The sequence below is a fragment of the Micromonospora sp. NPDC049497 genome (genome assembly GCF_044465805.1).
Taxonomy (GTDB): domain Bacteria; phylum Actinomycetota; class Actinomycetes; order Mycobacteriales; family Micromonosporaceae; genus Micromonospora.
The window spans coordinates 82646-104882 of the sequence record NZ_JBITMC010000004.1; the positions used below are offsets into that span (position 1 = coordinate 82646).

Here is a 22237-nt window from a genome sequence, read left to right on the forward strand (position 1 = left end):
TGACAACAAAGCTGAGCTGCCATCAACTAATCGGATGACCGAGCCGGCCCTCCACGCGCACGCCCCGACCCCCACACCCCGGGGGCTGGACCTGGACCGGCTCGCGGCGTACCTGACGGAGCACCGTCCCGAGCTGGCCGGCGGCGAGCTGCGGGCCACCCTCATCGCCGGCGGCAAGTCCAACCTCACCTACCTGCTCCGGGCGGGCGGTCAGGAGGTGGTGCTGCGCCGGCCGCCGCTCGGCCACGTGCTCGCCACCGCGCACGACATGGCCCGGGAGTTCCGGGTGATCTCCGCACTCGCCCCGACCGACGTACCGGTGCCGGCCGCGCTGCTGCTGTGCGAGGACGCCGAGGTGATCGGCGCGCCGTTCTACCTGATGGAACGCGTCGGCGGTGAGGTGTTCCGCAGCCGCGGTCAGACCGACCCGCTCAGCGCCGCCCAGCGGCGGGACCTGGCCATGGCGATGATGGACACCCTCGCCGCGCTGCACACCGTCGACCCGGCGGAGGTCGGCCTGGCCGACTTCGGCCGCCCCGAGGGGTACCTGGCCCGGCAAGTCCGGCGCTGGGCCGGGCAGCTCGACCGTTCCCGCAGCCGCCCGCTGCCGGGCATCGAGGAGCTGCGCGACCAGCTCGCGGCCACCGTCCCGGAGGGCGCCAACGCCGGTCGGATCGTGCACGGCGACTACCGGCTGGACAACCTGCTCGCCACCGTCGACCCGGTCGCCGTACGGGCCGTGCTGGACTGGGAGATGGCCACCCTCGGCGACCCCCTCGCGGACCTCGGGCTGCTGCTGACCTACTGGGACGTGCTCGGCGACAGTGACGCCGCCGCCGGCAACCCGGTCGCCGACGGCCTCGGCCCGCGCGCCGGCTTCCCCGCCGGCGCCGAGCTGATCGAGCGGTACGCCGGCCGCAGCGACGTCGACGTCGGCCCGCTGCACTGGCACGTCGCGCTCGGCTGTTTCAAGCTCGCGGTCATCTGCGAGGGCATCCACTACCGGCACACGCTCGGCCAGACGCTGGGTGAGGGCTTCGACCGGATCGGCGACATGGTGGAGCCGCTGGTCGCACACGGACTGCACGCCGTCAGGGGGAAGTGATGGACTTCGCGTACGACGCCCGCACCGAGGAGCTGCACGGGCAGCTCACCGCCTTCCTCGACGAGTGCGTGTACCCGGCCGAGCCGGTGCACGCCGAGCAGGTCGAGGCGACCGGCGACCCGTGGGCGCGGCCGGCCGTCATGGCCGAGCTGAAGGCCGAGGCGCGCCGGCGGGGCCTGTGGAACCTGTTCCTCCCCGACCCGCGCTACGGTGCCGGGCTCACCAACCTCCAGTACGCGCCGCTGGCCGAGCTGACCGGCCGCAGCCCGCACCTGGCCCCCGAGGCGCTCAACTGCGCCGCGCCGGACACCGGCAACATGGAACTGCTCACCGAGTTCGGGTCCGACGCCCAGCGGGACCGCTGGCTGAAGCCGCTGCTGGAGGGCGAGATCCGGTCGGCGTTCTGCATGACCGAGCCCGAGGTCGCCTCCTCCGACGCGACCAACATCGCCACCCGGATCACGCGGGACGGCGACGAGTACGTGATCAACGGGCGCAAGTGGTGGTCCTCCGGTGCGATGGACCCGACCTGCGAGATCTTCATCGTGATGGGCAAGACCGACCCGAGCGCCGACCGGCACCGCCAGCAGAGCATGGTCCTGGTCCCCCGGGACACCCCCGGCGTGACGGTCCGCCGGGGCATGCGGGTGTTCGGCTACAGCGACGCCGCGCACGGCGGGCACGCCGAGATCGACTTCGACGACGTCCGCGTACCGGCGGAGAACCTCATCGGCGCGGAGGGCACCGGTTTCGCGATCGCCCAGGCCCGGCTCGGCCCGGGCCGGATCCACCACTGCATGCGGCTGATCGGCATGGCCGAGCGCGCCCTGGAGCTGCTCTGCCGGCGGGCGGTCGAGCGGGTCGCCTTCGGCCGGCCGCTCGCCGAGCAGGGCGTGGTGCGGGAGTGGATCGCCGAGTCCCGGGTCCGCATCGAGCAGGCCCGACTCCTGGTGCTCAAGACCGCCTGGTTGATGGACACCGTCGGCAACAAGGGCGCGCACACCGAGATCCAGGCCATCAAGATCGCCACCCCGGCGATGGCGGAGTGGGTGATCGACAAGGCCATCCAGGGGTACGGCGGCGCGGGCGTCAGCCAGGACACCCCGCTCGCGGCGCTGTGGGCCGCCGCCCGCACTCTCCGCCTGGCCGACGGCCCGGACGAGGTCCACCGGTCCTCCCTGGCCAAGCGCGAACTCCGCCGCTGGACCGCCCCCGCCTGACCCCCGCCCCCGAACCGACCCGGTTGCAGTTTCGGGGAAAGTGCGGCTATTCCGAGTTGGATGGCCACGCTTTCTCTGAAACTGCACCCGGCCCCGGGAGGGCCCGGCGCGGTCAGGCGGAGGCGCGTTCGATGAGCTGGGTGTCGAGCAGGAGGTGCGGGGAGGACAGTTCCTCGCCCCGGATGCGGCTCACCAGCAGGCGTGCCATCTGCCGACCCATCTCCTCGACCGGCTGGAACACCGTGGTCAACGGCGGATCGGCCTGCCGGGAGATCGGCGCGTCGTCGAAGCCGATCACCGCCACGTCGTCGGGGACCCGGCGGCCGGCCTCGCGCAGCGCCCGCAGCGCGCCGAACGCCATCAGGTCCGAGGCGACGAAGACGGCGTCCAGGTCGGGGCAGGCCTCCAGCAGCCGGCGCATCCCGGCCACCCCGCTCTCCTCGCTGAAGTCGCCGTACGCGATGAGGTCCTGGTCGAGCCCGCCCCCGGCGGCCTTGACCGCCTCCTTGTAGCCGGTCAACCGTGCCAGGCCGGCGCCCATGTCCTGCGGGCCGGCGATGGTGGCGATGCGGCGCCGCCCCCGGGCGGCGAGGTGCTCCACCGCGTTGCGGGCGCCACCGACGTTGTCCACGTCCACGAACCAGGCCGGCTGGGCACCGGGGCGCAGCATCCGGGCCGGACGGCCACCGAGCACGGTGGGCAGGCCGCGCTCCTCCAGCAGGGTCGGCAGCGGGTCGGCGTCGTGCAGCGACAGCAGCAGGACACCGTCGACGTGCTGGTTGGTGAGGTGGTGCTCGACCCGTTCCCGCTCGATCGGGGACTGCACCATGGCGAGCCAGAGCTGGAGCGGGGTCTCCAGCAGCCCGGAGCTGACGCCCCGGACGATGCCGGCGAAGAACGGCTCCGTGAAGACCCGGTCGCCGGATTCGGACACCACCAGGGCGATGGAGTCCGTGCGCTGGGTGACCAGGGCGCGGGCGGCCCGGTTCGGCACATAGCCCAGCTCGGCGATGGCCTGCTGCACCGCGGCCCGGGCCTCGGGGCTCACCTGGGGCGAGCCGTTGACCACGCGGGAGACCGTGCCCCGCCCTACACCGGCGCGGGCGGCGACCGCGTCGAGGGTCGGGCGCCCGAGCGACCGGGTGCGCTGCGTTGTCATCGTCTGCTCCTCCGACGTCGGGCGGACCCGGTGCGACCCCCGCGGGGGTGCGGCACCGGGACCGCCCGGATGGCTGGCCCGAGCCTATTGTGCGGCCAGACCGTTGCGTCGGATCACCTCGGCGTACCACCTGGCGCTGGACTTGGGGATGCGGACCTGGCTGTCGTAGTCGACGTGGATCATGCCGAACCGCTTGGTGTAGCCCCAGGCCCACTCGAAATTATCCATCAGCGACCAGGCGAAGTAGCCCCGCAGGGGCACGCCCGCCTCGATGGCCTCGTGGGAGGCACGCAGGTGGGCGTCGAAGTAGGCGAGCCGGTCGACGTCGTCGACCTCCCCGTCCACCACCGTGTCGACGAAGGCGGAGCCGTTCTCCGTGACGTACAGGGGCAGGTCGGTGTACTCCTCGTGGACCCGCCGCAGCGTCTCGGTCAGACCGGGGGCGTCGATCTCCCAGTTCATGTCGGTGACCGGCACGCCCCGGGTGACGAAGCGGACGTCCTCGCTGCCCGGCCAGCACGACGGCGCCCGCCAGTACGCCTCGGGCTGCTCGCCCGGGACCGGGGCGGCCACCACGTGCCGGCTGTAGTAGTTGATCCCGACCAGGTCCAGCGGGCTGGAGATGGTCGCCAGGTCACCGTCGCGCACGTGTCCGAAGTCGGTCACCCCGGCGAGGTCGGACGTCAGGTCCGCGGGGTACGCGCCGCGCAGCAGCGGGTCGAGGAAGAACCGGTTGGCGAGCCCGTCGATACGCCGGGCGGCATCCACGTCGCCGGGCGCGTCACTGGCCGGGGTGACCGGGTAGAGGTTGACGGTGACGCCCACCTCGGCGGTCGGGCGGGCGGCCCGCAGCGCCTGCACGCCGAGGCCGTGACCGAGCATCAGGTGGTGCCCGGCCCGGACCGCGTCCGCCCCGTCGGAGCGGCCCGGCGCGTGCACGCCGGAGCCGTAGCCGAGGAACGCCGAGCACCACGGCTCGTTGAGGGTGGTCCAGTACCGCACCCGGTCGCCGAGCGCGTCGGCGACCAGCGCGGTGTAGTCGGCGAACCGGGCGGCGGTGTCCCGGGCCGGCCAGCCGCCGGCGTCCTCCAGGGGCTGCGGCAGGTCCCAGTGGTAGAGCGTGAGCCACGGCTCGATCCCGTGGCCCAGCAGCTCGTCCACGAGCCGCCGGTAGAAGTCCAGACCGGCGGCGTTGGCCGGGCCGGACCCGCCCGGCTGCACCCGCGGCCAGGAGACGGAGAACCGGTACGACTTCAGCCCCAGCTCGGCCATCAGCGCGACGTCGGAGTCCAGCCGGTGGTAGTGGTCGCAGGCCACGTCACCGGTGTGCCCGCCCACCACCCGGCCCGGCGTGTGGCTGAAGGTGTCCCAGATCGACGGGGTCCGGCCGTCCTCGGTCGCCGCGCCCTCGATCTGGTAGGCCGCGGTGGCGGCGCCCCAGAGGAAGCCGGGCGGGAAGGTCACCGGAGGACGCTCGGCGAGGGCACCGGCGGCGGGCGGACGGGCGGGGTTGCTCACGATTTGACGGCACCTTCCATGATCCCGCCGATGATCTGGCGGCCGAACAGGAGAAAGACGAGCACCAGAGGAATGGTGCCGATCGCCGTGGCGGCGAAGACCTGGGAGTAGTCGGTGTAGTAGGCGTACGAGAGGAAGGAGAGCGAGACCTGGAGGGTCGGGTTCTCCGGGGTGAGGATCGCGTACGGCCAGAGGAACGAGTTCCAGGTCTCCATGAAGGTCAGCAGACCGAGTACGCCGGCGGCGGGGCGCAGCGCGGGCAGCACGATGCTCCAGTAGATCCGGAACGTGCTCGCGCCGTCGATGCGCCCGGCCTCGATCAGCTCGTCGGAGATCGCCTGGCTGGCGTACTGCCGCATCATGAACACCCCGAAGGCGCTCACCAGGAATGGCACGGTGACGGCGTAGAGGGTGTCGTACCACCCCAGGTCCTGCATCATGCCCCAGAGGGGGATGAGGCCCATCTGGGTCGGGATCATCATGGTGACGATGATCGCCAGCAGCAGGATGTTCCGACCCCGGAACCGCAGCTTCGCGAAGGCGAAACCGGCCAGCGAACCGGTGAGCACCACCGACAGGGTGACCACCGACGAGACGATGATCGAGTTCATCAGGCCGGTGAGGAAGTTGGCGGCGTCGTTGTCGAGCGCCCGCCCGAAGTTGTCGCCGAACGCTCCGCCGGGGGTCAGCGGCGGGGGCACATCGTTGATGGAGTCCAGGCTGCGGCTGCCGATCACCATCATGTAGTAGAAGGGGTAGATCGACAGCAGTGCCGCCAGGACGAGCGCCACGTAGGTCAGCGGACTGGTGCGCCACAGGCGCTGGGAAGCCGAGATCATCGATCTCTCCTCACTTCGCCGAGCGGCGGACGAGTAGGAAGTTGAACAACGACACCACGATGATGATCACGAAGATCGCCCAGGCGACCGCGGCTCCGTAGCCGGCGGTGTTCAGGTTCACGATGCCCATCTCGTACATGTACATGGCCAGCGTCTGGAACTCCCGCTGGTTGCCGCCGATGATGTTGCCGTTGCCGAAGAGCAGGGGCTCGGTGAAGAGCTGCATGCCGCCGATCGTGGACAGGATGACCACGAAGATGAAGGTGGGCTTGAGCATGGGCAGGGTGATCTGCCAGAACTGCCGCCACTGGCTGGCCCCGTCGATCGCCGCGGCCTCGTAGAGGTCCTTCGGGATCGCCTGCATGCCGGCGAGCAGGATCAGGGTGTTGTAACCGGTCCACCGCCAGTTGACCATGGAGGCGATGGCGGTCCAGGAACTCCACCGGTGTCCGTCCCAGTCGACCGGGTCGACACCGACGAGGCCGAGCAGCCAGTTGAACAGGCCGAACTCCCGCTGGAACAGCATCCCGAAGACGATCGCGACCGCCGCCACCGAGACCACGTTCGGCATGAAGATGGCCATCCGGAAGAAGGTCTTGGCGCGCAGGAAGGTCCGGTTGAGCAGGTTCGCCAGGAAGAGTGCGAGCAACAGCTGCGGAATGGTCGACAGGGCGAAGATGCCGATCGTGTTGACCAGCGCGTTCCAGAAGTACTCGTCGGACACCAGCCGGGTGTAGTTGTCGAAGCCGATGAACGATCGGTCGCCGATCATGTCCCAGTCGTGCAGCGACATCCAGGCGGTACGCAACATCGGGTACAGCCCGAACGCGCCGAAGATCAGGAAGAACGGGGCGATGTAGAGGTACGGCGAGTATTTGACGTCAAGGCGGTTGAGGAGAAATCCCCGGCGACGTCGGAGAGGGACGTCGGGGGACGGCGGTGCTGCTGGCGACGGCGGTGCCGTCGTGGCCGACAAGCTCATGCGGGTTTCCTTTTCCGGCGAGGCCCGGAGGCCCTCGCGCAGGGCGCTACGCGGAGGGGACCGACCGGTGGCGTCCGGGAAGTCCCGAACGCCACCGGCAGGGAAATCACTCAGAAGGCACCCTGGGTCTTGGCGTCCTTCGTGAACTGCTCCCAGGCCTTGGCCTTGTCGGCCTGCCCGTTCTCGAACGCCCGCAGGGCCGGCTCGAGCGCGTTCTCCTTCACCGCCTGGTGCTTCGGGCCCAGGTGGATCGGCTGGATCTTGGTGACGCTGTCCCCGAAGATCTTGCCCGTCGGCGCGTTGCTGAAGTACTCGTTGGTGTAGTTGAGGAACGCCTCGTTCTTCAGCGCCTCCAGGTTGGTGGGCAGCGGACCCTTGGCCTTGAAGGCCTCCACCTGGCTGGTGGCGCTGGTCAGGTACTCGGCGAGCTTCGCCGCCTCCTTCGGGTACTTGCTCTGCTCCGGGACGGCGAGCCACGAGCCGCCCCAGTTGCCGCCGCCACCCGGCACGGCCGCCACGTCCCACTTGCCCTTGTTGGCCGCACCGGAGTTCTCCGAGACGATGCCGAGCATCCAGGACGGGCAGAAGGTGGCCGCGAAGGTGCCCTGCTTGAAGCCACCCGACCACTCCGGCGACCAGGTTGACGCCTTGGCGGAGATGTCCACCATGGAGGTGGCCGTTTCCCAGGCGTTCTTCACCGCGGGGCTGGTGTCCGCGATGATGTTGTTCTCCTTGTCGTAGAACAGATCGCTGCCCTGCTGGAAGAGAACACCGTTGGAGACGGCGGTGATCGAGTCGATGAACGCCTTGCCGCCGCTGCCCTGCTTGTACTTGCGGCCGGCCTCGTGGAAGCCCTTCCAGTCCGGCCAGAGCGCCGACACCTGGTCCCGCTCGGTGGGCAGGCCGGCCGCCTGGAACAGGTCCTTGCGGTAGCAGACGGCGAGGCTGCCGACGTCGGTCGGCAGGCCGATCAGCCGGCCGTCCGGTGCCTTGCCGAGCTCCCACTTCCAGGGCAGGTACTCCTTGGAGTGGTCGGCGACCAGCGGCGTGAGGTCGGCCCAGTTGCGCGGGTTGGCCTTGAACTCGTTGAGGATGCCCTCTTCCAGGGCGGTGACGTCGGCCGCGCCCTTGCCGGTGGCGAGGTAACGGACCAGCTTGGGCCGGTACTCGCCGAGCTGGGCGGTCTTGCGCAGCTCGACCTTGATGCCGGTGTCCTTCTCGTACTGCTTGATGATCTCGTCGTAGCCGAACTCGCCGAACGTGTCGACGACCAGCTTGGCCGGCTTCTCGCCGGCGGCCGGCGTGTCGTCGTCGTTGCCGCATGCCGCGAGACCGCTGACGGCGGTGATCGCGGCCAGGGCGACGGCCGCCAGGCGGGTACGCCGCGTGGTGAGGCTCATCCTGACCCCTCTTTCGGTGGTGAGGCTTGTCTGTCGGGTGGTGGGGGGTGCCGCGGCGCGGGCCGGAGCCCGGTACCGACGGGCGGTCTCGCCGGCACGGGCGGGTGATCCGCGCCACGCCGGGAGCGCTCCCATGAGATTGCCGGGGGGTGTCGGGGGTGTCAATAGGCCGTTGGGAGCGTTCCCAGATCGTTACCGCGGGGAGGTTTCACGGTGGCGCTCCGCAACGGGCCTCGGCGGAAACGGTTCAGTTGCCCTGGTGAGGGCCCTGCCCGGCTGCTGACACCGCCCGGACAAGGGCGCGGCGGGCCGCCGAACGGCGGTGAACGCCGAAACGGTTCAGTGACCCGGCCGGCAGAGCCCCTCAGCAGAGGCGACGCAGCAGCGTCGACACCGGACCGGCCTCGAAGGCGGCCGGGTCGAACCGGTCCCCCACCCAGTCACGCATGTCGTGGTGCTCGGGATGCCCGGGATCGGCCAGCGCGGCCAGCAGCAGCTGGTAGCCGGACGGCCCGCCGACTCCCTCGGGCGGGCCGGCCCGCTCCCCGTCCAGGCAGGACGGGTAGCGCCCCTCCGGGTCGGCGGTGAAGACGTCCTCCACCACCAGGTCGTGTTCCCACCAGTCGCCGAAGTCGTACGTGTAGTGGAACCGGCTGCCCTTGCCCACCACCGCGTCCAGCCGGACGTCAAGCTCGTCGTCCAGGGGCAGCTCGCCGTCCGGGTCGGGCTCGCCGTACTGCCTGCCGTCGATCTCGAACGAGTGCAGATGGCAGTCCCGCCACCCCACCGCGTGCTGCACCACCCGGTGCACACGGTCGAGGGTGTAACCACCGGGCACGAGCACCCGGCGCCAGACCGGCGGCCGGACCCGGGTCAGGGAGATCCTCAGTTGGAAGATCTGACGCGGCATAGGGGTCCCACCCTCCTGAGGGAACTAGGCTGCGAGCATGATCTGCCGAGCGTGCCGGGCGAGGCGGCACGACGACTGTCCGGGTCGGAACTGGTGCGACTGCCAGCACCGTACCCCCCGACCCACCCCTCCGGTCACGGGTCCGGCCGGCGAATGAGCGTCGGGATTCCGATCTCGCGGCTCTGGCCCGACCCCTCCGGCGAGCCGCTGGACGACGCCGCGCTCACCGCTCTCTACGGCCGCGCCGACCGTCCCCACCTGCGGGTGAACTTCGTGGCCAGCGTCGACGGCGCGGTCACGGTCGACGGCTACTCCGCCGGTCTCTCCGGCGAGCCGGACAAGCGGGTGTTCGGGCTGCTGCGGATGCTCTGCGACGCCCTGCTGGTCGCCGCCGGCACGCTGCGCCACGAGAGCTACCGCGCGGTCCGGCTCGACGAGGGCCGGCGCGCCTGGCGCCGCGCGCACGGCCTGGCCGAGTACCCCACGCTCGTCGTGGTCTCCGGCTCGCTCGACCTCGACCCGGGGCAGGCGGCCTTCGCCGACGCCCCGGTACGGCCGGTGGTGCTCACCCGGGCCGACGCCACCGCACCGCCCGGGCTGACCGACGTCGCGGACGTGGTGCGCGTCGGCGGCGACCGGGTGGACCTCGCCGCCGGCCTGGCCGAACTGCGCGGCCGTGGCCTCGATCAGCTGCTGTGCGAGGGCGGCCCGCACCTGTTCGGCGGGCTCACCGCCGCCGACCTGGTCGACGAGGTGTGCCTGACGGTCGCCCCGCTGCTCGCCGGGCCGGGGCCGGGCCGGATCACCGCGGGCGAGGAGGCCGCCGTCCGTCACCTGCCGCTGCGACACGTCCTGGCCGTCGCCGACGGCGTACTCATGCTCCGTTACGCGCGCGGCTGACCCGCACACGACCCGGCCCGCGCCCGTCTAGCGTGGGCACATGAGCACTCCGCGGGTGACCGACGGCGTCGGACCGGCGCCCGCCGTGACGCGCCGGCCGCTGCTCGCCGCCGGGCTGCTGGCCGGCGCCGGCCTGCTCGACCTGCTCGGTGCCCTGGCCGCCACCGGTCACGACGCCTTCATGCTGGCCACCCGGAGGGGCGTCTACGAGATCGACATCACCGGGTGGGCGTGGTCCCAGGCGGGCGTCAGCGCGGCGACCGTGCTCGCCGCACTGCTCGTCCTCACCGGCCGCCGGTGGGCGGCGCTCGTCGGCCTGGTGGCCGCCGCCGTCGCGATCGCCGCCGACCTGGTCATCTTCCCGTTCGCGCCGTGGCGGGCGGCCCTGGCGATCGGCCTCAACATCGCGGCGATCCGGCTGCTGCTCGCGTACCGCCGGCCCCGGTCGCCCAACTGAGCACCCTCGTCAGCGCGCTTCACAGATCCTGCCGGTGAACGCCGGGTCGGCCTCCCGGCCGGCCGCCCACACCGGGTTGACGGACAGCGCCAGCGGGGGCGGCTGCCAGGCGGCGCCCAGCCGCTGGAGCAGGGCGTACTCCTCCCGTGGTCGGGTGGTCATGTCGCCGGTCAGGAAGTCGACCAGACGGTCGTGGACCTCCCGCTGCCGCAGCACGCCGCCGTGCAGGGCGGGCAACTGGAAGACCGGGATCCGGGCGTACTCCCCCGGAGGCGCCTCGGCGGCGCTCACCGTGGGCAGGAAGGCGATCATGCGTACGCCGGGCACCGGGCAGAGCGTCCGGTTGCGGAAGAACGGCGCATCGACCATCACCGACCGGACGAACGGCTCGTCCGGGCTGTTCTTCACCTCCTTCGGCAGGTTGGACAGCGCGGTGATGCCGCGTAGCTGCCAGCCGGTGGCCACGCCCCACCCGGAGTACCCGGGCGGCGGGTAGTAGGCCCGCCCCGGGCGGACCAGCGGACTGAACATCATCGCCGCCTCGACCGGCCCCTGCGGCCAATTCTCCAGGTACGTCCGCGCCACCATCGCGCCCTCGCTCTCCCCGAGCAGGGCCACCGGCCGCCCCGTCCGCCGGTGCAGCAGGTCCACCTGCGTCGCGAGCAGCGCCGCGCTGGAGTCCAGCGACCGGTGGGTGGCCAGCGGGTCGTACGGCAGGGGGCGCTGCCGGTCGTCCAGGCCCCGGTAGGAGAAGCGCTCGACGCGGGGATCCGGCGGAGACCGTCCGTCCCAGCTCGAGTCGTGCCCGGCGATGGCGATCACCGCGTGCGGCACCTCATCCGGCAGGCGTTCGACGACGACGGGTGGACGCCATTCGCCGTCCCCGCCGGCGACGATGCCGATCACCGACTGGGCCGCCACGGAGCTGGCCAGGACGACGACGACCGCCAGGGGCGCCACCGGGACGCGGGCCCAGCGGAGGCGACGGGGCTGGGCGGCGGCGTGCACGGTCTGCCGCCACAGCAGCCCGTTGCCCACGCCGGCGAGGCCGGCCACCACGACGACGGCCCAGCCGGGCGCGGTGGCGATCAGGGCGCCCGAGACGGTCAGCACCGCGAAGTTGAGCAGGGACCAGCCGAACATCCCCACCGAGGGCAGCCCGCGCCACCAGTGGGCGACCACGCCCGCGCGTTGCAGGAAGGGCGCCAGCAGCAGCATCGGCAGCAGCGAGGCGAACAGGTACCAGGAGAGCCCGACCGCCGAGAAGGCCACGGCGAGCGCGGCCCACGGCGAGATGATGACCGCGGCGAGCGCGGCGACCTCCAGGTTGCGCATCGCCAGCCAGCGCCTCGACGGGCGGGGCACGTCGGCCGGCCACGCCAACGCGGTCAGGCCGGCCGACAGCAGACCCCGGACCACGATCAGGAGCAGCAGTCCGAGGAAGAAGGTCGTCCAGGAGTCGTGGTAGACGAACAGCCACCGCAGGTCATGGTAGGAGTCGTACGGCCAGACGGCGGTGGCCTGCGGTGCGAGCGGCTGCGCCGCCTTGAACCCGATGGCCACCAGCACCACGGCCTCCACCACCGCCGGCACGGCCGCGAGAGCGAGCAGCGCCGCCAGTCGACCCCGCGTCGATGCCACACCGCCCTCCCGCCCCGTCACGCCGTCGGCTCCTGCGAAGCATCTCCCGGACGGAACCGGCCGGGGGCCGGATCGGCGCATCACGTGGGCACGGTGCGTCGAAGGACGGTGACGCACAGCGAGGGGCGGATGTCGACCTACGTGGCGTCCGCCGCGTCGCGTGGCGACCTGTCGTACGTCTCGGGCAGGATGCAGGGCGTGTGCCCCGCCCGCGACGACCAGCCGAGAAGAGTTGCCCGATGACCGACGAGGCGTTCGACGGCCCGGCCGAGCAGGTCGGGCGGGTGCTCGGCACCGCCGACGCCACCCCGTTGCAGTTCTGGACGGCGGTCTCCCCCGGCAGCTACCTCCAGCTCGACGACGTCGTGGTGACCCGCCGGGAGCTGCCCGACCGTGAGCCGGTGACGATCGCCGGCGTGGTCACGCAGGTACGGGCCCGGCACGAGGGGGCCCAGTTCGACTCCGACGTCTTCGCCATCGCCGACGGCACCCTGCCGGCCCAGGTGCAGGAGGCGGCCGAGATCACCACCACCCGGGTCGACCCGGAGCTGTACGTACCGCCGTCGCCCGGTGCGGTGGTGCACCGGGCGACGGGCGACGCGCGGGCCCGGGCGCTGCACTTCGACCGGATGGAGCGGCGCATCCCGATGGGCATGGGCCGCGACGGGGTGCCGGTCTACCTGAACGCCGACTTCCTCGACGGCAGCCGGGGCGCGCACGTGTCGATCTCCGGCATCTCCGGCGTGGCCACCAAGACCAGTTTCGCCACCTTCCTGCTCTACTCGGTGTTCCGCTCCGGGGTGCTCGGCGGCGACGCGGTCAACGCCAAGGCGCTGATCTTCAACGTCAAGGGCGAGGACCTGCTCTTCCTCGACCACCCGAACACCCGCCTGGACGACGCGACCCGCGCGGCGTACGCCCGGCTCGGCCTGGCCGCCGGGGCCTTCCCGGACGTGCGGGTGTACGCGCCGCCTCGGGTCGGCGACTCCTCCGGCACGCCGGACGTCAGCAGCCGCCTCACCGGCGTGGACAGCTTCTACTGGACGCTCGCCGAGTTCTGCGCCGACCGCCTGCTGCCGTACGTGTTCGCCGACGCCGACGACGAACGCCAGCAGTACACGATGGTGGTGCACTCGGTCGCCGCCCACCTGGCCCGGCACGCCCAGCCGGCGGACGGCGGGGTGAGCCTCGACGGGGTGCGCCTGGGGTCGTACGCGGACCTGGTCGACCACATCGTGGAGCAGCTCAATGACGACGAGACCCGGTCCGAGTGGGCGGGCAGTGCGGTCGGCCTCGGCACGGTCAACGCGTTCGCCCGGCGGCTGATCGGCAGCAAGAAGGACCTGTCCCGGCTGATCCGCGGCGACCTGGCCACCCGCCGGCCGCACAGCATCAACACCGCCGAGTCCGCCCAGGTCACCGTGGTGGACCTGCACAACCTGCCGGACCGGGCGCAGCGCTTCGTGGTGGGTGTGACCCTCAAGGCCGAGTTCGAGCGCAAGGAGAAGTCCGGCACCGCCAAGCCGCTGCTCTTCGTCGTGCTCGACGAGCTCAACAAGTACGCCCCCCGGGAGGGCTCCTCCCCCATCAAGGAGGTGCTGCTCGACATCGCCGAGCGGGGGCGCTCGCTCGGGGTGATCCTGGTCGGCGCACAGCAGACGGCGAGCGAGGTGGAGCGGCGGATCGTCACCAACTCGGCGATCCGGGTGGTCGGCCGACTCGATCCGGCCGAGGCGTCCCGCCCGGAGTACGGCTTCCTCCCACCGGCCCAGCGGCAGCGGGCGCTCCTGGCCAAGCCCGGCACGATGTTCGTCAACCAGCCGGACATCCCGGTGCCGCTCTGCCTGGAGTTCCCCTTCCCGGCCTGGGCCACCCGGGTCTCCGAGGCCGGGCGGGCCCCGTCGCAGACGCTCCGGTCGATCACCGGGTCGGCGGACCCGTTCGCGGTCGTCGGCTCCGGCGGCGGCAGCGACGACGACATCCCGTTCTAGGGAGTGCACCGCCCATGAAGATCCTGCACACCTCGGACTGGCACGTCGGCAAGGTCCTCAAGGGCCAGTCCCGGGCCGACGAGCACAAGGCCGTCCTCGCCGGGGTGATCGACGTCGCCCGGCAGGAGCAGCCGGACCTGGTGATCGTCGCCGGAGACCTGTACGACACCGCCGCACCGACGCCGGAGGCCACCCGGCTGGTCACCCGGGCGTTGACCGCGCTGCGCCGCACCGGCGCCGACGTGGTCGCCATCGGCGGCAACCACGACAACGGGCAGGCCCTGGACGCGCTGCGGCCGTGGGCCGACGCGGCCGGCATCACCCTGCGCGGCGGTGTCCGGGAGAACCCGGACGAGCACGTCATCGACGGCACCACCGCCGGCGGGGAGCGCTGGCGGCTGGCCGCACTGCCGTTCCTCTCGCAGCGGTACGCGATCCGCGCCGTGGAGATGTACGAGCTGACCGCCGCCGAGGCCACCCAGACGTACGCCGACCACCTCGGCCGGGTGCTGGGGCGGCTGACCGAGAGCTTCACCGAGCCGGACCGGGTGCACCTGGTGACCGCCCACCTGACGGTGGTGGGGGCGACCTCCGGCGGGGGCGAGCGGGACGCGCACACCGTCCTCGGTTACGCCGTCCCGGCCACGGTCTTCCCGGGCACCGCGCACTACGTGGCGCTGGGCCACCTGCACCGCTCGCAGCGGGTGCAGGGGGCGTGCCCGATCCGCTACAGCGGCAGCCCCCTCGCGGTCGACTTCGGCGAACAGGAGAACGTGCCCTCGGTGACCCTGGTCGAGGTGACCGCCACGACGGCGGCGCAGATCCGGGAGGTGCCGGTGACCGCGGCGGCCGCCCTGCGTACGGTGCGGGGCACTCTCGCGCAGCTCGCCGAGCTCGACGCGCCGGACGCCTGGCTGCGCGTGTTCGTGCGCGAGCAGCCCCGCGCCGGCCTGCGCGAGGAGGTGCAGGAGCTGCTGCCCCGGGCGCTGGAGATCCGCATCGACCCGGAGCTGGTGCCGGCGCCGGGCAGCGGCACCCGGGTCGCGCAGCGGGCCGGCCGCTCTCCCCGCGACCTGTTCGCCGACTACCTCGACAGCCGGGGGCACGACGACGACGGCGTCCGGGAGCTCTTCGACGAGCTCTACGAGGAGGTCGACCACTGATGCGGCCGATCCGGCTGGACATGGCGGGGTTCACCGTCTTCCGCGACGAGACCACCGTCGACTTCACCGACGCCGACTTCTTCGCGCTGGTCGGCCCGACCGGCTCGGGCAAGTCCACCGTGCTGGACGCGATCTGCTTCGCGCTCTACGGCACCGTGCCGCGCTGGGGCGGTGCCCGGGGGCTCGCCAACGCGCTGGCCCCGTCGGCGACCGAGGCACGGGTCCGGCTGGTCTTCGAGTCGGCGGGCGACCGTTACGTGGCGACCCGGGTGGTCCGCCGGGACGGCCGGGGCAACGTCAAGACCGCCGGCGCCGGGCTCCAGCTCATGCCAGCCGGCTTCGACGTCACCAAGCTGGACACCGGGCTCAGCCCGGAGGACCTCGGCGAGGTCGTCGCCGGCACGGCGGCCGAGATGGACGGCGCGGTGCTGGAGGCGGTCGGCCTGCCGTACGAGCAGTTCACCAGCTGCGTGGTGCTGCCGCAGGGGCAGTTCGCCGACTTCCTGCACGCCAAGCCGGCCACCCGCCAGCAGATCCTGGTCAACCTGCTCGGCCTCGGCGTCTACGAGGAGGTGCAGAAGAAGGCGACCGAGCGGGCCGCCCGGGCGGAGACGAAGCTGGAGACGGTCGACCGGATGCTGGCCGGGCTGGCCGACACCGACGACGCGACGCTGGAGGCGGCGACCGCGCGGGTGGACCGGATGCGGGAGCTGGGCGAGGCGGTGACCGTCGCCGTACCGGAGTGGGAGGCCGCCCGGTCGACGGCCCGGGAGGCGGCCGCGGCGCTGGCCGCCCTGGACGCCGAGCTGACCGTGCTCGCCGGGGTCCGCGCGCCGGCCGGGGTGGCCGAGGTGGCCCGCGCCGTCACGACGGCCCGCAGCGGGGCCGAGGATGCCGCGAGGGCGGTGGCGCTGGCCGAGGAGCGGGAGGAGAAGCTCCGGGGCGAGTTGACCGCCGCCGGGGACGAGAGCGCCCTGCGGCTCCTGCTGAAGGCGTACACCGATCGGGAGGCGCTGGTCGGCGAGACCGCGACGGTCCGCGCGGCGGTGACGGCCGCGGAGGCCGAGCACGCCACGGCGGCTGCCGCCCTGGCCGACGCGCGGGCCGCCGCGGCCCGCGCGCAGGCCGAGCTGGAGGTGGCGTTCCGCGCGCACGAGGAGGCGAAGGCGACCGACCAGGCGGTGGCGCTGCGGGCACACCTGCGCGACGGCGACGCCTGCCCGGTCTGCGAGCAGACGGTGGCCCGGGTCCCGGCGGTGCCGCACGACTCGGCGGTGGCCGCCGCGACCGCGGCGGGCCGGGCGGCCCGCGCCGCGACGAAGGCCGCCGAGGCGGCGGTGAGCGAGCGGGACGCGGCGGCGCGGGATCTGGAGCGGGTGCTGCTGCGGGCCCGCGCCCGCGTCGACCAGCTCGACGCCCGGATCGCCGAGCTGGACGCCCAGCTCGCCGGTGCGGCCGAGCCGGCGGTGCTGCGGCGCGAGCTGGCCGAGCACGCGCGGCTACGTGCGGCGTTGGAGGAGTCGGCGGCGGCCGTCCGGGCCGGGCGCGACGCCGCCCGCCGGGCCCGCGCCGCCTCCGACGCCGCCGAGGAGCGGCTGCGGACGGCGTGGCGGGCGTTCGACGCGGCCCGGGACGGGCTGGCCCGGTTCGGCCCGCCGGCCCCCGACCGGGACGACGTCGCCGCCGCGTGGGCCGCCCTCACCGGGTGGGCCGGCGTGGAGGCGGAGCGCCGCCGCGAGCAGCGGGCCGCGCGTGCGGGCTCGGTGGCCGAGGCGGAGGTCGTCAGCGCCGCCGTGCGCGAACGCATCGCGGGCCTCTTCGCCGCCGCCGGACTGCCGGCCACCGACGATCCGGTACGCGACGCCGCCGTCGCCGTCGAGCGCGCCGAGGCCGAGCTGCGGCGGCTGGTGGAGCGACGCGACCAGGCCGCCGAGCTGCGCGACCAGCGGACCGTCCACGAGCGCGAGGCGCAGGTGGCGCGCGCCCTCGCCGGGCACCTGCGGGCCAACAACTTCGAGCGGTGGCTGCTCGCCGAGGCGCTCGACCTGCTCGTCGACGGCGCCTCGGCGATCCTGCGGGAACTCTCCGGCGACCAGTACGACCTGGTGCACGACAAGGGGGAGTTCTTCGTGGTCGACCACCACGACGCCGGCCTGCGCCGGGGCGTGCGCACCCTGAGCGGTGGGGAGACCTTCCAGGCGTCGCTGGCGCTGGCGCTGGCCCTGTCCGAGCAGTTGGCCGGGATGTCCACGACGGCGGCGAGTCTGGAGTCGATCGTGCTCGACGAGGGCTTCGGCACCCTCGACGTGGCCACGTTGGACACGGTGGCCGCCACCCTGGAGAACCTGGCCGCCCGGGGCGACCGGATGGTCGGCGTGGTCACCCACGTGCCGGCGCTGGCCGAACGCATCCCGGTGCGGTTCGAGGTCCGCAAGGACGCCCGGTCGGCGCGCGTCGAGCGGACCGGCCGGTGAGCGAGCGTCGCGAGCGAACCATCAGGCTCAGCAGCCCGGCGGCTCGCGCCGCTGCCGAGCGGAGCGAGGTGGCGGCGTGAGCCGGTTCTTCGTCGACGCCTGGGACCCGGCGTACGGGGCGTCGTTCGAGGCCGGTGGCGGTCCGGCGGCGCCGAGCAGTGCCCGGGTGGAGCCCGACCACGAGGTGCCGGCGGTGGACTGGCGGGCGATCGGCCCGCGCCCCGGCGTGCGGACACCCGACGTGGTGCTACTGGTCGACGGGGTACGACGGATCGACGCCAGCGTGTGGACGGCCGAGGACGACGGCGGCTCCTACCCGGGCATCGCCGCCTCGTACGCCGCCGGGGTAGTGCGGTGCGACCTGGAACGCGGCGCGGCGCAGCTCGCCGGGGCGAAGGTGGGCCGGGGTCTGTTCACCGCCAGCCCGTCGGCGCAGGACGTGGTCGCGGGCAGCGTCCACTACCCGGTGCACCGGGTCGGCGGGACCGGCGAGCTGCCGGCCGCCGTGCAGGGCCCGCTGACCGCGCTGGAGGTGGAGGTCTCCGGTGCCGCGCGGATCGACGGTGACCTGCTGGTGGTCGACGGGCCGCTGCGCAACCGCCGGCAGCTGCCGCGCACCCTCGGCTACATCAAGACCCAGCACAGCCAGTACCTGGACGCCCGGCTGACCGCCGTGGTGACCGGCCTGGCGCCGGGCGAGCGGTCCCCGGTGTTCCGGCTCGGCACGGCCTGGGGCGGCTGGTCCTGGTACCTGCGGCTGCCGGTGGCGGCCGGCGCGCCGTGGGCGGGCATCGTACGGGTGGAGTGCTCCGCCGAGCTGGACGTCACCGAGGCGATCGCCCTGGCCGACCTGTCGCTGGTCACCCTCCCCCGGTTCGCGTCCACGCCGTACAAGGATCCGCGCGCGCCGCAGAACCTGGTCCCCATCGCCGGGCTGGAACGCCGCCTGCGCGCTCTGCTCGGCGACGCGCGACTGCTGCACCGGGTGCTGACCGCCGCCGCCCGGCCGCCCCGCTGATGGGCCGCAAGAGGGCCGCCGACCGGGTGGTCGAGCAGGTCGACACCGGCCAGGCCGAGCTGGTGCCCGACCCGGACCGGCCCGGCTCGTGGACGCTGCTGCTCGACGGGGCACCGCAGTCCCACGTGGACCTGACCGATCCGACGCACCTGGAATTCGAGTACGTCCGCCGGCTCGCCGCCGCCGTGGACCTGGTGGCCCCGGCCGGCGCGCCACTGCGGATGCTCCACCTGGGCGGTGGGGCGCTGACCCTGCCCCGGTACGTCGCGGCGACCCGTCCCGGCTCCACCCAACGGGTGTGCGAAGTGGACGGCGCCCTGGTCGACCTCGTCCGTCGCCTGCTGCCGTTGCCGTCGGACGGCCGGTTGAAGGTCCGCGTCGGCGACGCGCGGGCGGTGCTCACCGCCACCCGGCAGGCCAGTGTGGACGTCGTCGTCGCCGACGTCTTCGCCGGTGCGCGTACGCCGGCCCACCTGACCTCGGTGGAGTACGTCACCGAGGTGGCCCGGGTGCTGCGGCCGGGCGGCTGGTACCTGGCCAACGTCGCCGACGGCCCACCGCTGCGGCACGCCCGGGCGCAGGTGGCGACCGTCCGGGCGGTACTGCCGCACGCCGCGCTCGTCGCCGACGCGGCCGTGCTGCGCGGTCGCCGGTACGGCAACCTGGTGCTGGTCGCCGGTCGGACCGAGCCACCGGTGCCGGACCTGACCCGCCGCGCCGCCGGGGACTGGTTCCCGGGCAGGGTGCTGGCCGGCACGGAGCTGGACCGCTTCGCCGGTGGTACGCCGGTGGTCCACGACGCCGACGCCACCGACTCGACGCCGCCCCCGCCCGGAATTTTTTCCGTGGGCCGTTGATCCGATCGACTGCCGCCTCCGTATCATCCGTCGGCAGGCCCGTGGGGGGCGGCCGATGTGATCGGATTCCCGGAGGTCTGCATGCATGCGGTGGCGGCCGGCTGGCACGGGGACAGGGTTCGGCCGGGCTGGATGTCCGCGCGCTCCCAGTCCCGGCCGAGCGCTTCTGCTCGCGGGGTCGACGCCCGCCCCGACCCTCGTCAGAATGACCCGGTGCCGCCCCGACCCGCGCCCGGACGTCACCAGGCACCACCGTCCACCGAGTCCAGTCACTCCGACCAGCTGATCCGGCTGCTCTACGCCGAGCACGCCGGTCCGCTGCTGGCCTTCGTCATGCGGCTCACCGGCGGTGACCGGCAGCGCGCCGAGGACATCGTGCAGGAGACGCTGCTGCGGGCGTGGCGCAACGCGCACCGGCTCGGCGCGCAGGGGCAGGGTTCGCTGCGGCCGTGGCTGGTGACGGTGGCCCGGCGGATCGCGATCGACGAACACCGCAGCGAGCAGGCCCGGCCCGCCGAGACGTACGACCGGGACCTCACCGCCTTCGCCGAGGCGGACAGCACCGACCGGGTGCTGCGCACGATGACCGTGGCGGACGCCCTGCGTACGCTCAGTCAGTCGCACCGGGAGATCCTGGTCGCGACCTACTTCCGGGGCCGGACGGTCCCGGAAGCCGCCGAGGAGCTGGGCCTACCGCTCGGCACCGCCAAGTCACGGGTCTACTACGCGCTGCGCGCCCTGCGCACGGCTCTGCAGGAACGGGGGGTGACGGAATGAGCCGGGCAGACCACATGGACGTCGCCGCGTACGCGCTCGGCGTACTGGACGAGCACGACACGGAACGGTTCGAGGAGCACCTCGCGACCTGCTGGGCGTGCGCCGCGGAGCTGGAGACGATGGTCCCGGTGGTGGGCATGCTCTCCGGCATCGACGGCGAGACGATGACGGCGCTGGAGCAGACGCAGACCGACCCGGCCCTGCTGGACCGGACGCTGGTCGCGGTCCGCGCCCACCGGCGGAAGACGCGGTTCCGGCAGTTGCTCGCCACGGCCGCCGCGGTGGTCGTCTTCGGTGGGCTGACCGGGGTGGGCTTCGCCAGCGTCACCCGGGACAGCGCGCCCGACGTGGAGGCCCTGCCGACCACCAGCGCGCCCGCGGTTCCACCGAACACGACCAGGTCCGCCGATCCGGGCGACCCCGGTATCGGTGGCCCGATCGAGCCGGAGGGCGACAAGTACAACGTCACCGACACCACGACCGGTGTGGAGGCGACGTTCTTCGTGGCGTCGAAGGAGTTCGGCACGGGGGTGAACTTCACCCTGGCGAAACTGCCCGGCCCGCGCTTCTGCCGCCTGGTGGTGTTGCGAAAGAACAACACCACCGAGGTCATCTCCACCTGGTCGGTGCCCGGCGGCGGCTATGGCACCAGCACCAATACACCCCGCCTCACGCTGGGCGCCTCCACGTCGGCACCGACCGCGGAGATCAAGCACTTCCAGGTGCAGTCGGTGGACGTCAACGGGGTGGCGAGTCCGCTGGTCACGGTCAAGTTGTCCTGACCCGGACGACGCGGATCGGCGCCGGCCACATTGGCCGGCGCCGATCAGCCGTTCCCGTTTTCACTGGCCCTCGTGCCGACCTACGGATATCCGGGCCATTCGGTTCAACTCATACGAGTGAAATTGACCACTGTCGTCGATTCAACCTTGACAGCAAGCCTCCCGTATTACCCGGTGAACTGCCAAGAATGAGGAGGGCACGTGGCACAGATGAAGCGGACCGTCATCGTCGCGAGCGCGATGGTCGCACTTACGGCCTGCGCTCCCGCGGGTTACGACGGGGCGAACGCGGGCGCGGCCGAGCCGGTCGCCGTCGCCGCGGCCGAACCCACCGCGTCGGTCGAGGCCGAGGCGTCGGCGGCACCCGAAGCGTCCGCGGAGGCTCCGCCGCCCGCCGACGTCGACCTCACCGACGAGCTCAACGGCAAGAAGGTCGCCCGGATGGGCAGCGTGGTCACCGACCAGGACGGCTGGATCCTCTACCGCTTCGACAAGGACACCAACGACCCGCCGGCGTCGAACTGCGTCGACAAGTGCGCCGAGGTGTGGCCGCCCGCGCTGACCGACGGCAGCCCGCAGCTCAACGGCGTCTCCGACGACAAGGTCGGCACCATCACCCGGCAGGACGGCACCCGGCAGATCACGCTGGACGGCTGGCCGCTGTACCGCTACATCGGTGACAAGAAGCCCGGCCAGTGGAAGGGCCAGGGCGTCGGTGGCACCTGGTTCGTGGTGGCCCCGGACGGCAAGAAGAACCTGACCTGCCTGCCGACCGGCACCCCCAAGCCCGTCGCCCCGCCGGCCGATGACGCCGAGGCCGAGAGCGGCGGCTCAGACTACTCGTACTGACGGCACCAGTGAGGCACGGTGGCCGGTCGCAGCTGGGAGGGCGCGGCCGGCCACCGCCGGGTCCGGGTACGGGGCGTACCGGCAATGTCTCCGCCCGGCCCGCGGCGCCGGCCCCGACCGCGGGCCGGGCCCCCCCCCAGAACAACCCGGGGACGCAGGGCGGGGGGAACCGGCCCCCGCCCCCCCCCCCCCGGG

At 72.9% G+C, this 22237-nt stretch carries 19 protein-coding genes; 12 read left to right on the forward strand and 7 right to left on the reverse strand.

The features are described from left to right. Nucleotides 1–34 precede the first annotated feature (34 nt). Both ACIBR0_RS08100 and ACIBR0_RS08105 read left to right on the forward strand, forming a co-directional pair. Entirely contained in the window at nt 35–1105 is a 1071-nt protein-coding gene (locus ACIBR0_RS08100; RefSeq protein WP_396713411.1) for a phosphotransferase family protein, read from the forward strand. Then, nucleotides 1105–2325 (forward strand): acyl-CoA dehydrogenase family protein, encoded by a 1221-nt coding sequence (locus ACIBR0_RS08105; protein ID WP_396713413.1) that lies wholly within the window; start codon nt 1105–1107, stop codon nt 2323–2325. Before ACIBR0_RS08100 ends, ACIBR0_RS08105 begins: the two co-directional genes overlap by 1 nt. A gap of 112 nt (nt 2326–2437) precedes the next feature. On the opposite strand, the gene ACIBR0_RS08110 is transcribed toward ACIBR0_RS08105, so the two are convergent. The 6 genes from ACIBR0_RS08110 to ACIBR0_RS08135 all read right to left on the reverse strand — a co-directional run bounded on the left by ACIBR0_RS08110 (nt 2438) and on the right by ACIBR0_RS08135 (nt 9133). After that, complete coding sequence (locus ACIBR0_RS08110) at nt 2438–3484, reverse strand: LacI family DNA-binding transcriptional regulator (RefSeq protein ID WP_396713415.1); 1047 nt, start codon at nt 3482–3484, stop codon at nt 2438–2440. An 84-nt stretch (nt 3485–3568) separates the two neighbouring features. Beyond that, on the reverse strand, nt 3569–5002 hold the full coding sequence (locus ACIBR0_RS08115; RefSeq protein ID WP_396713417.1) for a GH1 family beta-glucosidase: 1434 nt from the start codon (nt 5000–5002) through the stop codon (nt 3569–3571). Then, nucleotides 4999–5841: a carbohydrate ABC transporter permease gene (locus ACIBR0_RS08120; protein ID WP_396713419.1), complete on the reverse strand. Its 843-nt coding sequence runs from the start codon at nt 5839–5841 to the stop codon at nt 4999–5001. Before ACIBR0_RS08120 ends, ACIBR0_RS08115 begins: the two co-directional genes overlap by 4 nt. 10 nt (nt 5842–5851) lie before the next feature. Further along, the gene (locus tag ACIBR0_RS08125) at nt 5852–6823 is read right to left on the reverse strand and encodes a carbohydrate ABC transporter permease (RefSeq protein WP_396713421.1); all 972 of its coding nucleotides are present in this window, start codon (nt 6821–6823) and stop codon (nt 5852–5854) included. Nucleotides 6824–6933: 110 nt separating this feature from the next. Then, nucleotides 6934–8223, reverse strand: coding sequence for an ABC transporter substrate-binding protein (locus ACIBR0_RS08130; RefSeq protein ID WP_396713423.1), 1290 nt, complete (start codon nt 8221–8223; stop codon nt 6934–6936). A 364-nt stretch (nt 8224–8587) separates the two neighbouring features. Continuing rightward, the gene (locus tag ACIBR0_RS08135; protein WP_396713425.1) at nt 8588–9133 is read right to left on the reverse strand and encodes a plasmid pRiA4b ORF-3 family protein; all 546 of its coding nucleotides are present in this window, start codon (nt 9131–9133) and stop codon (nt 8588–8590) included. Between the two features lie 153 nt (nt 9134–9286). Between ACIBR0_RS08135 and ACIBR0_RS08140 the strand changes: the two genes are divergently transcribed. Continuing rightward, nucleotides 9287–10033, forward strand: coding sequence for a pyrimidine reductase family protein (locus ACIBR0_RS08140; RefSeq protein ID WP_396713427.1), 747 nt, complete (start codon nt 9287–9289; stop codon nt 10031–10033). 40 nt (nt 10034–10073) lie between these two features. Next, nucleotides 10074–10490: a hypothetical protein gene (locus ACIBR0_RS08145; RefSeq protein WP_396713429.1), complete on the forward strand. Its 417-nt coding sequence runs from the start codon at nt 10074–10076 to the stop codon at nt 10488–10490. Nucleotides 10491–10499: 9 nt separating this feature from the next. Here the strand turns inward: ACIBR0_RS08145 and ACIBR0_RS08150 are convergent, their stop codons facing one another. Further along, nucleotides 10500–12152, reverse strand: a complete 1653-nt coding sequence (locus ACIBR0_RS08150) for a hypothetical protein (RefSeq protein WP_396713431.1) — start codon at nt 12150–12152, stop codon at nt 10500–10502. A gap of 218 nt (nt 12153–12370) precedes the next feature. On the opposite strand from ACIBR0_RS08150, the gene ACIBR0_RS08155 reads away from it, so the two are divergent. The 8 genes from ACIBR0_RS08155 (at nt 12371) to ACIBR0_RS08190 (ending at nt 22042) form a co-directional block, all read left to right on the forward strand. Beyond that, nucleotides 12371–14122 carry an ATP-binding protein gene (locus ACIBR0_RS08155; protein ID WP_396713433.1) on the forward strand — a complete coding sequence of 584 codons (1752 nt, stop codon included), beginning with the start codon at nt 12371–12373 and terminating at the stop codon, nt 14120–14122. A gap of 14 nt (nt 14123–14136) precedes the next feature. Then, entirely contained in the window at nt 14137–15285 is a 1149-nt protein-coding gene (locus ACIBR0_RS08160) for an exonuclease SbcCD subunit D (protein ID WP_396713435.1), read from the forward strand. Continuing rightward, nucleotides 15285–17759 (forward strand): AAA family ATPase, encoded by a 2475-nt coding sequence (locus tag ACIBR0_RS08165; RefSeq protein ID WP_396713437.1) that lies wholly within the window; start codon nt 15285–15287, stop codon nt 17757–17759. The genes ACIBR0_RS08160 and ACIBR0_RS08165 overlap by 1 nt, the downstream gene beginning before the upstream one ends. Nucleotides 17760–17835: 76 nt before the next feature. Continuing rightward, entirely contained in the window at nt 17836–18777 is a 942-nt protein-coding gene (locus ACIBR0_RS08170) for a hypothetical protein (RefSeq protein ID WP_396713439.1), read from the forward strand. After that, nucleotides 18777–19634 (forward strand): spermidine synthase, encoded by an 858-nt coding sequence (locus tag ACIBR0_RS08175; RefSeq protein ID WP_396713440.1) that lies wholly within the window; start codon nt 18777–18779, stop codon nt 19632–19634. The genes ACIBR0_RS08170 and ACIBR0_RS08175 overlap by 1 nt, the downstream gene beginning before the upstream one ends. Before the next feature lie 81 nt (nt 19635–19715). Then, nucleotides 19716–20411, forward strand: a complete 696-nt coding sequence (locus tag ACIBR0_RS08180; RefSeq protein WP_396713442.1) for a sigma-70 family RNA polymerase sigma factor — start codon at nt 19716–19718, stop codon at nt 20409–20411. Beyond that, nucleotides 20408–21193, forward strand: coding sequence for an anti-sigma factor family protein (locus ACIBR0_RS08185; protein WP_396713444.1), 786 nt, complete (start codon nt 20408–20410; stop codon nt 21191–21193). The genes ACIBR0_RS08180 and ACIBR0_RS08185 overlap by 4 nt, the downstream gene beginning before the upstream one ends. A gap of 201 nt (nt 21194–21394) precedes the next feature. Next, nucleotides 21395–22042 (forward strand): hypothetical protein, encoded by a 648-nt coding sequence (locus ACIBR0_RS08190; RefSeq protein WP_396713446.1) that lies wholly within the window; start codon nt 21395–21397, stop codon nt 22040–22042. Nucleotides 22043–22237 lie beyond the last annotated feature (195 nt).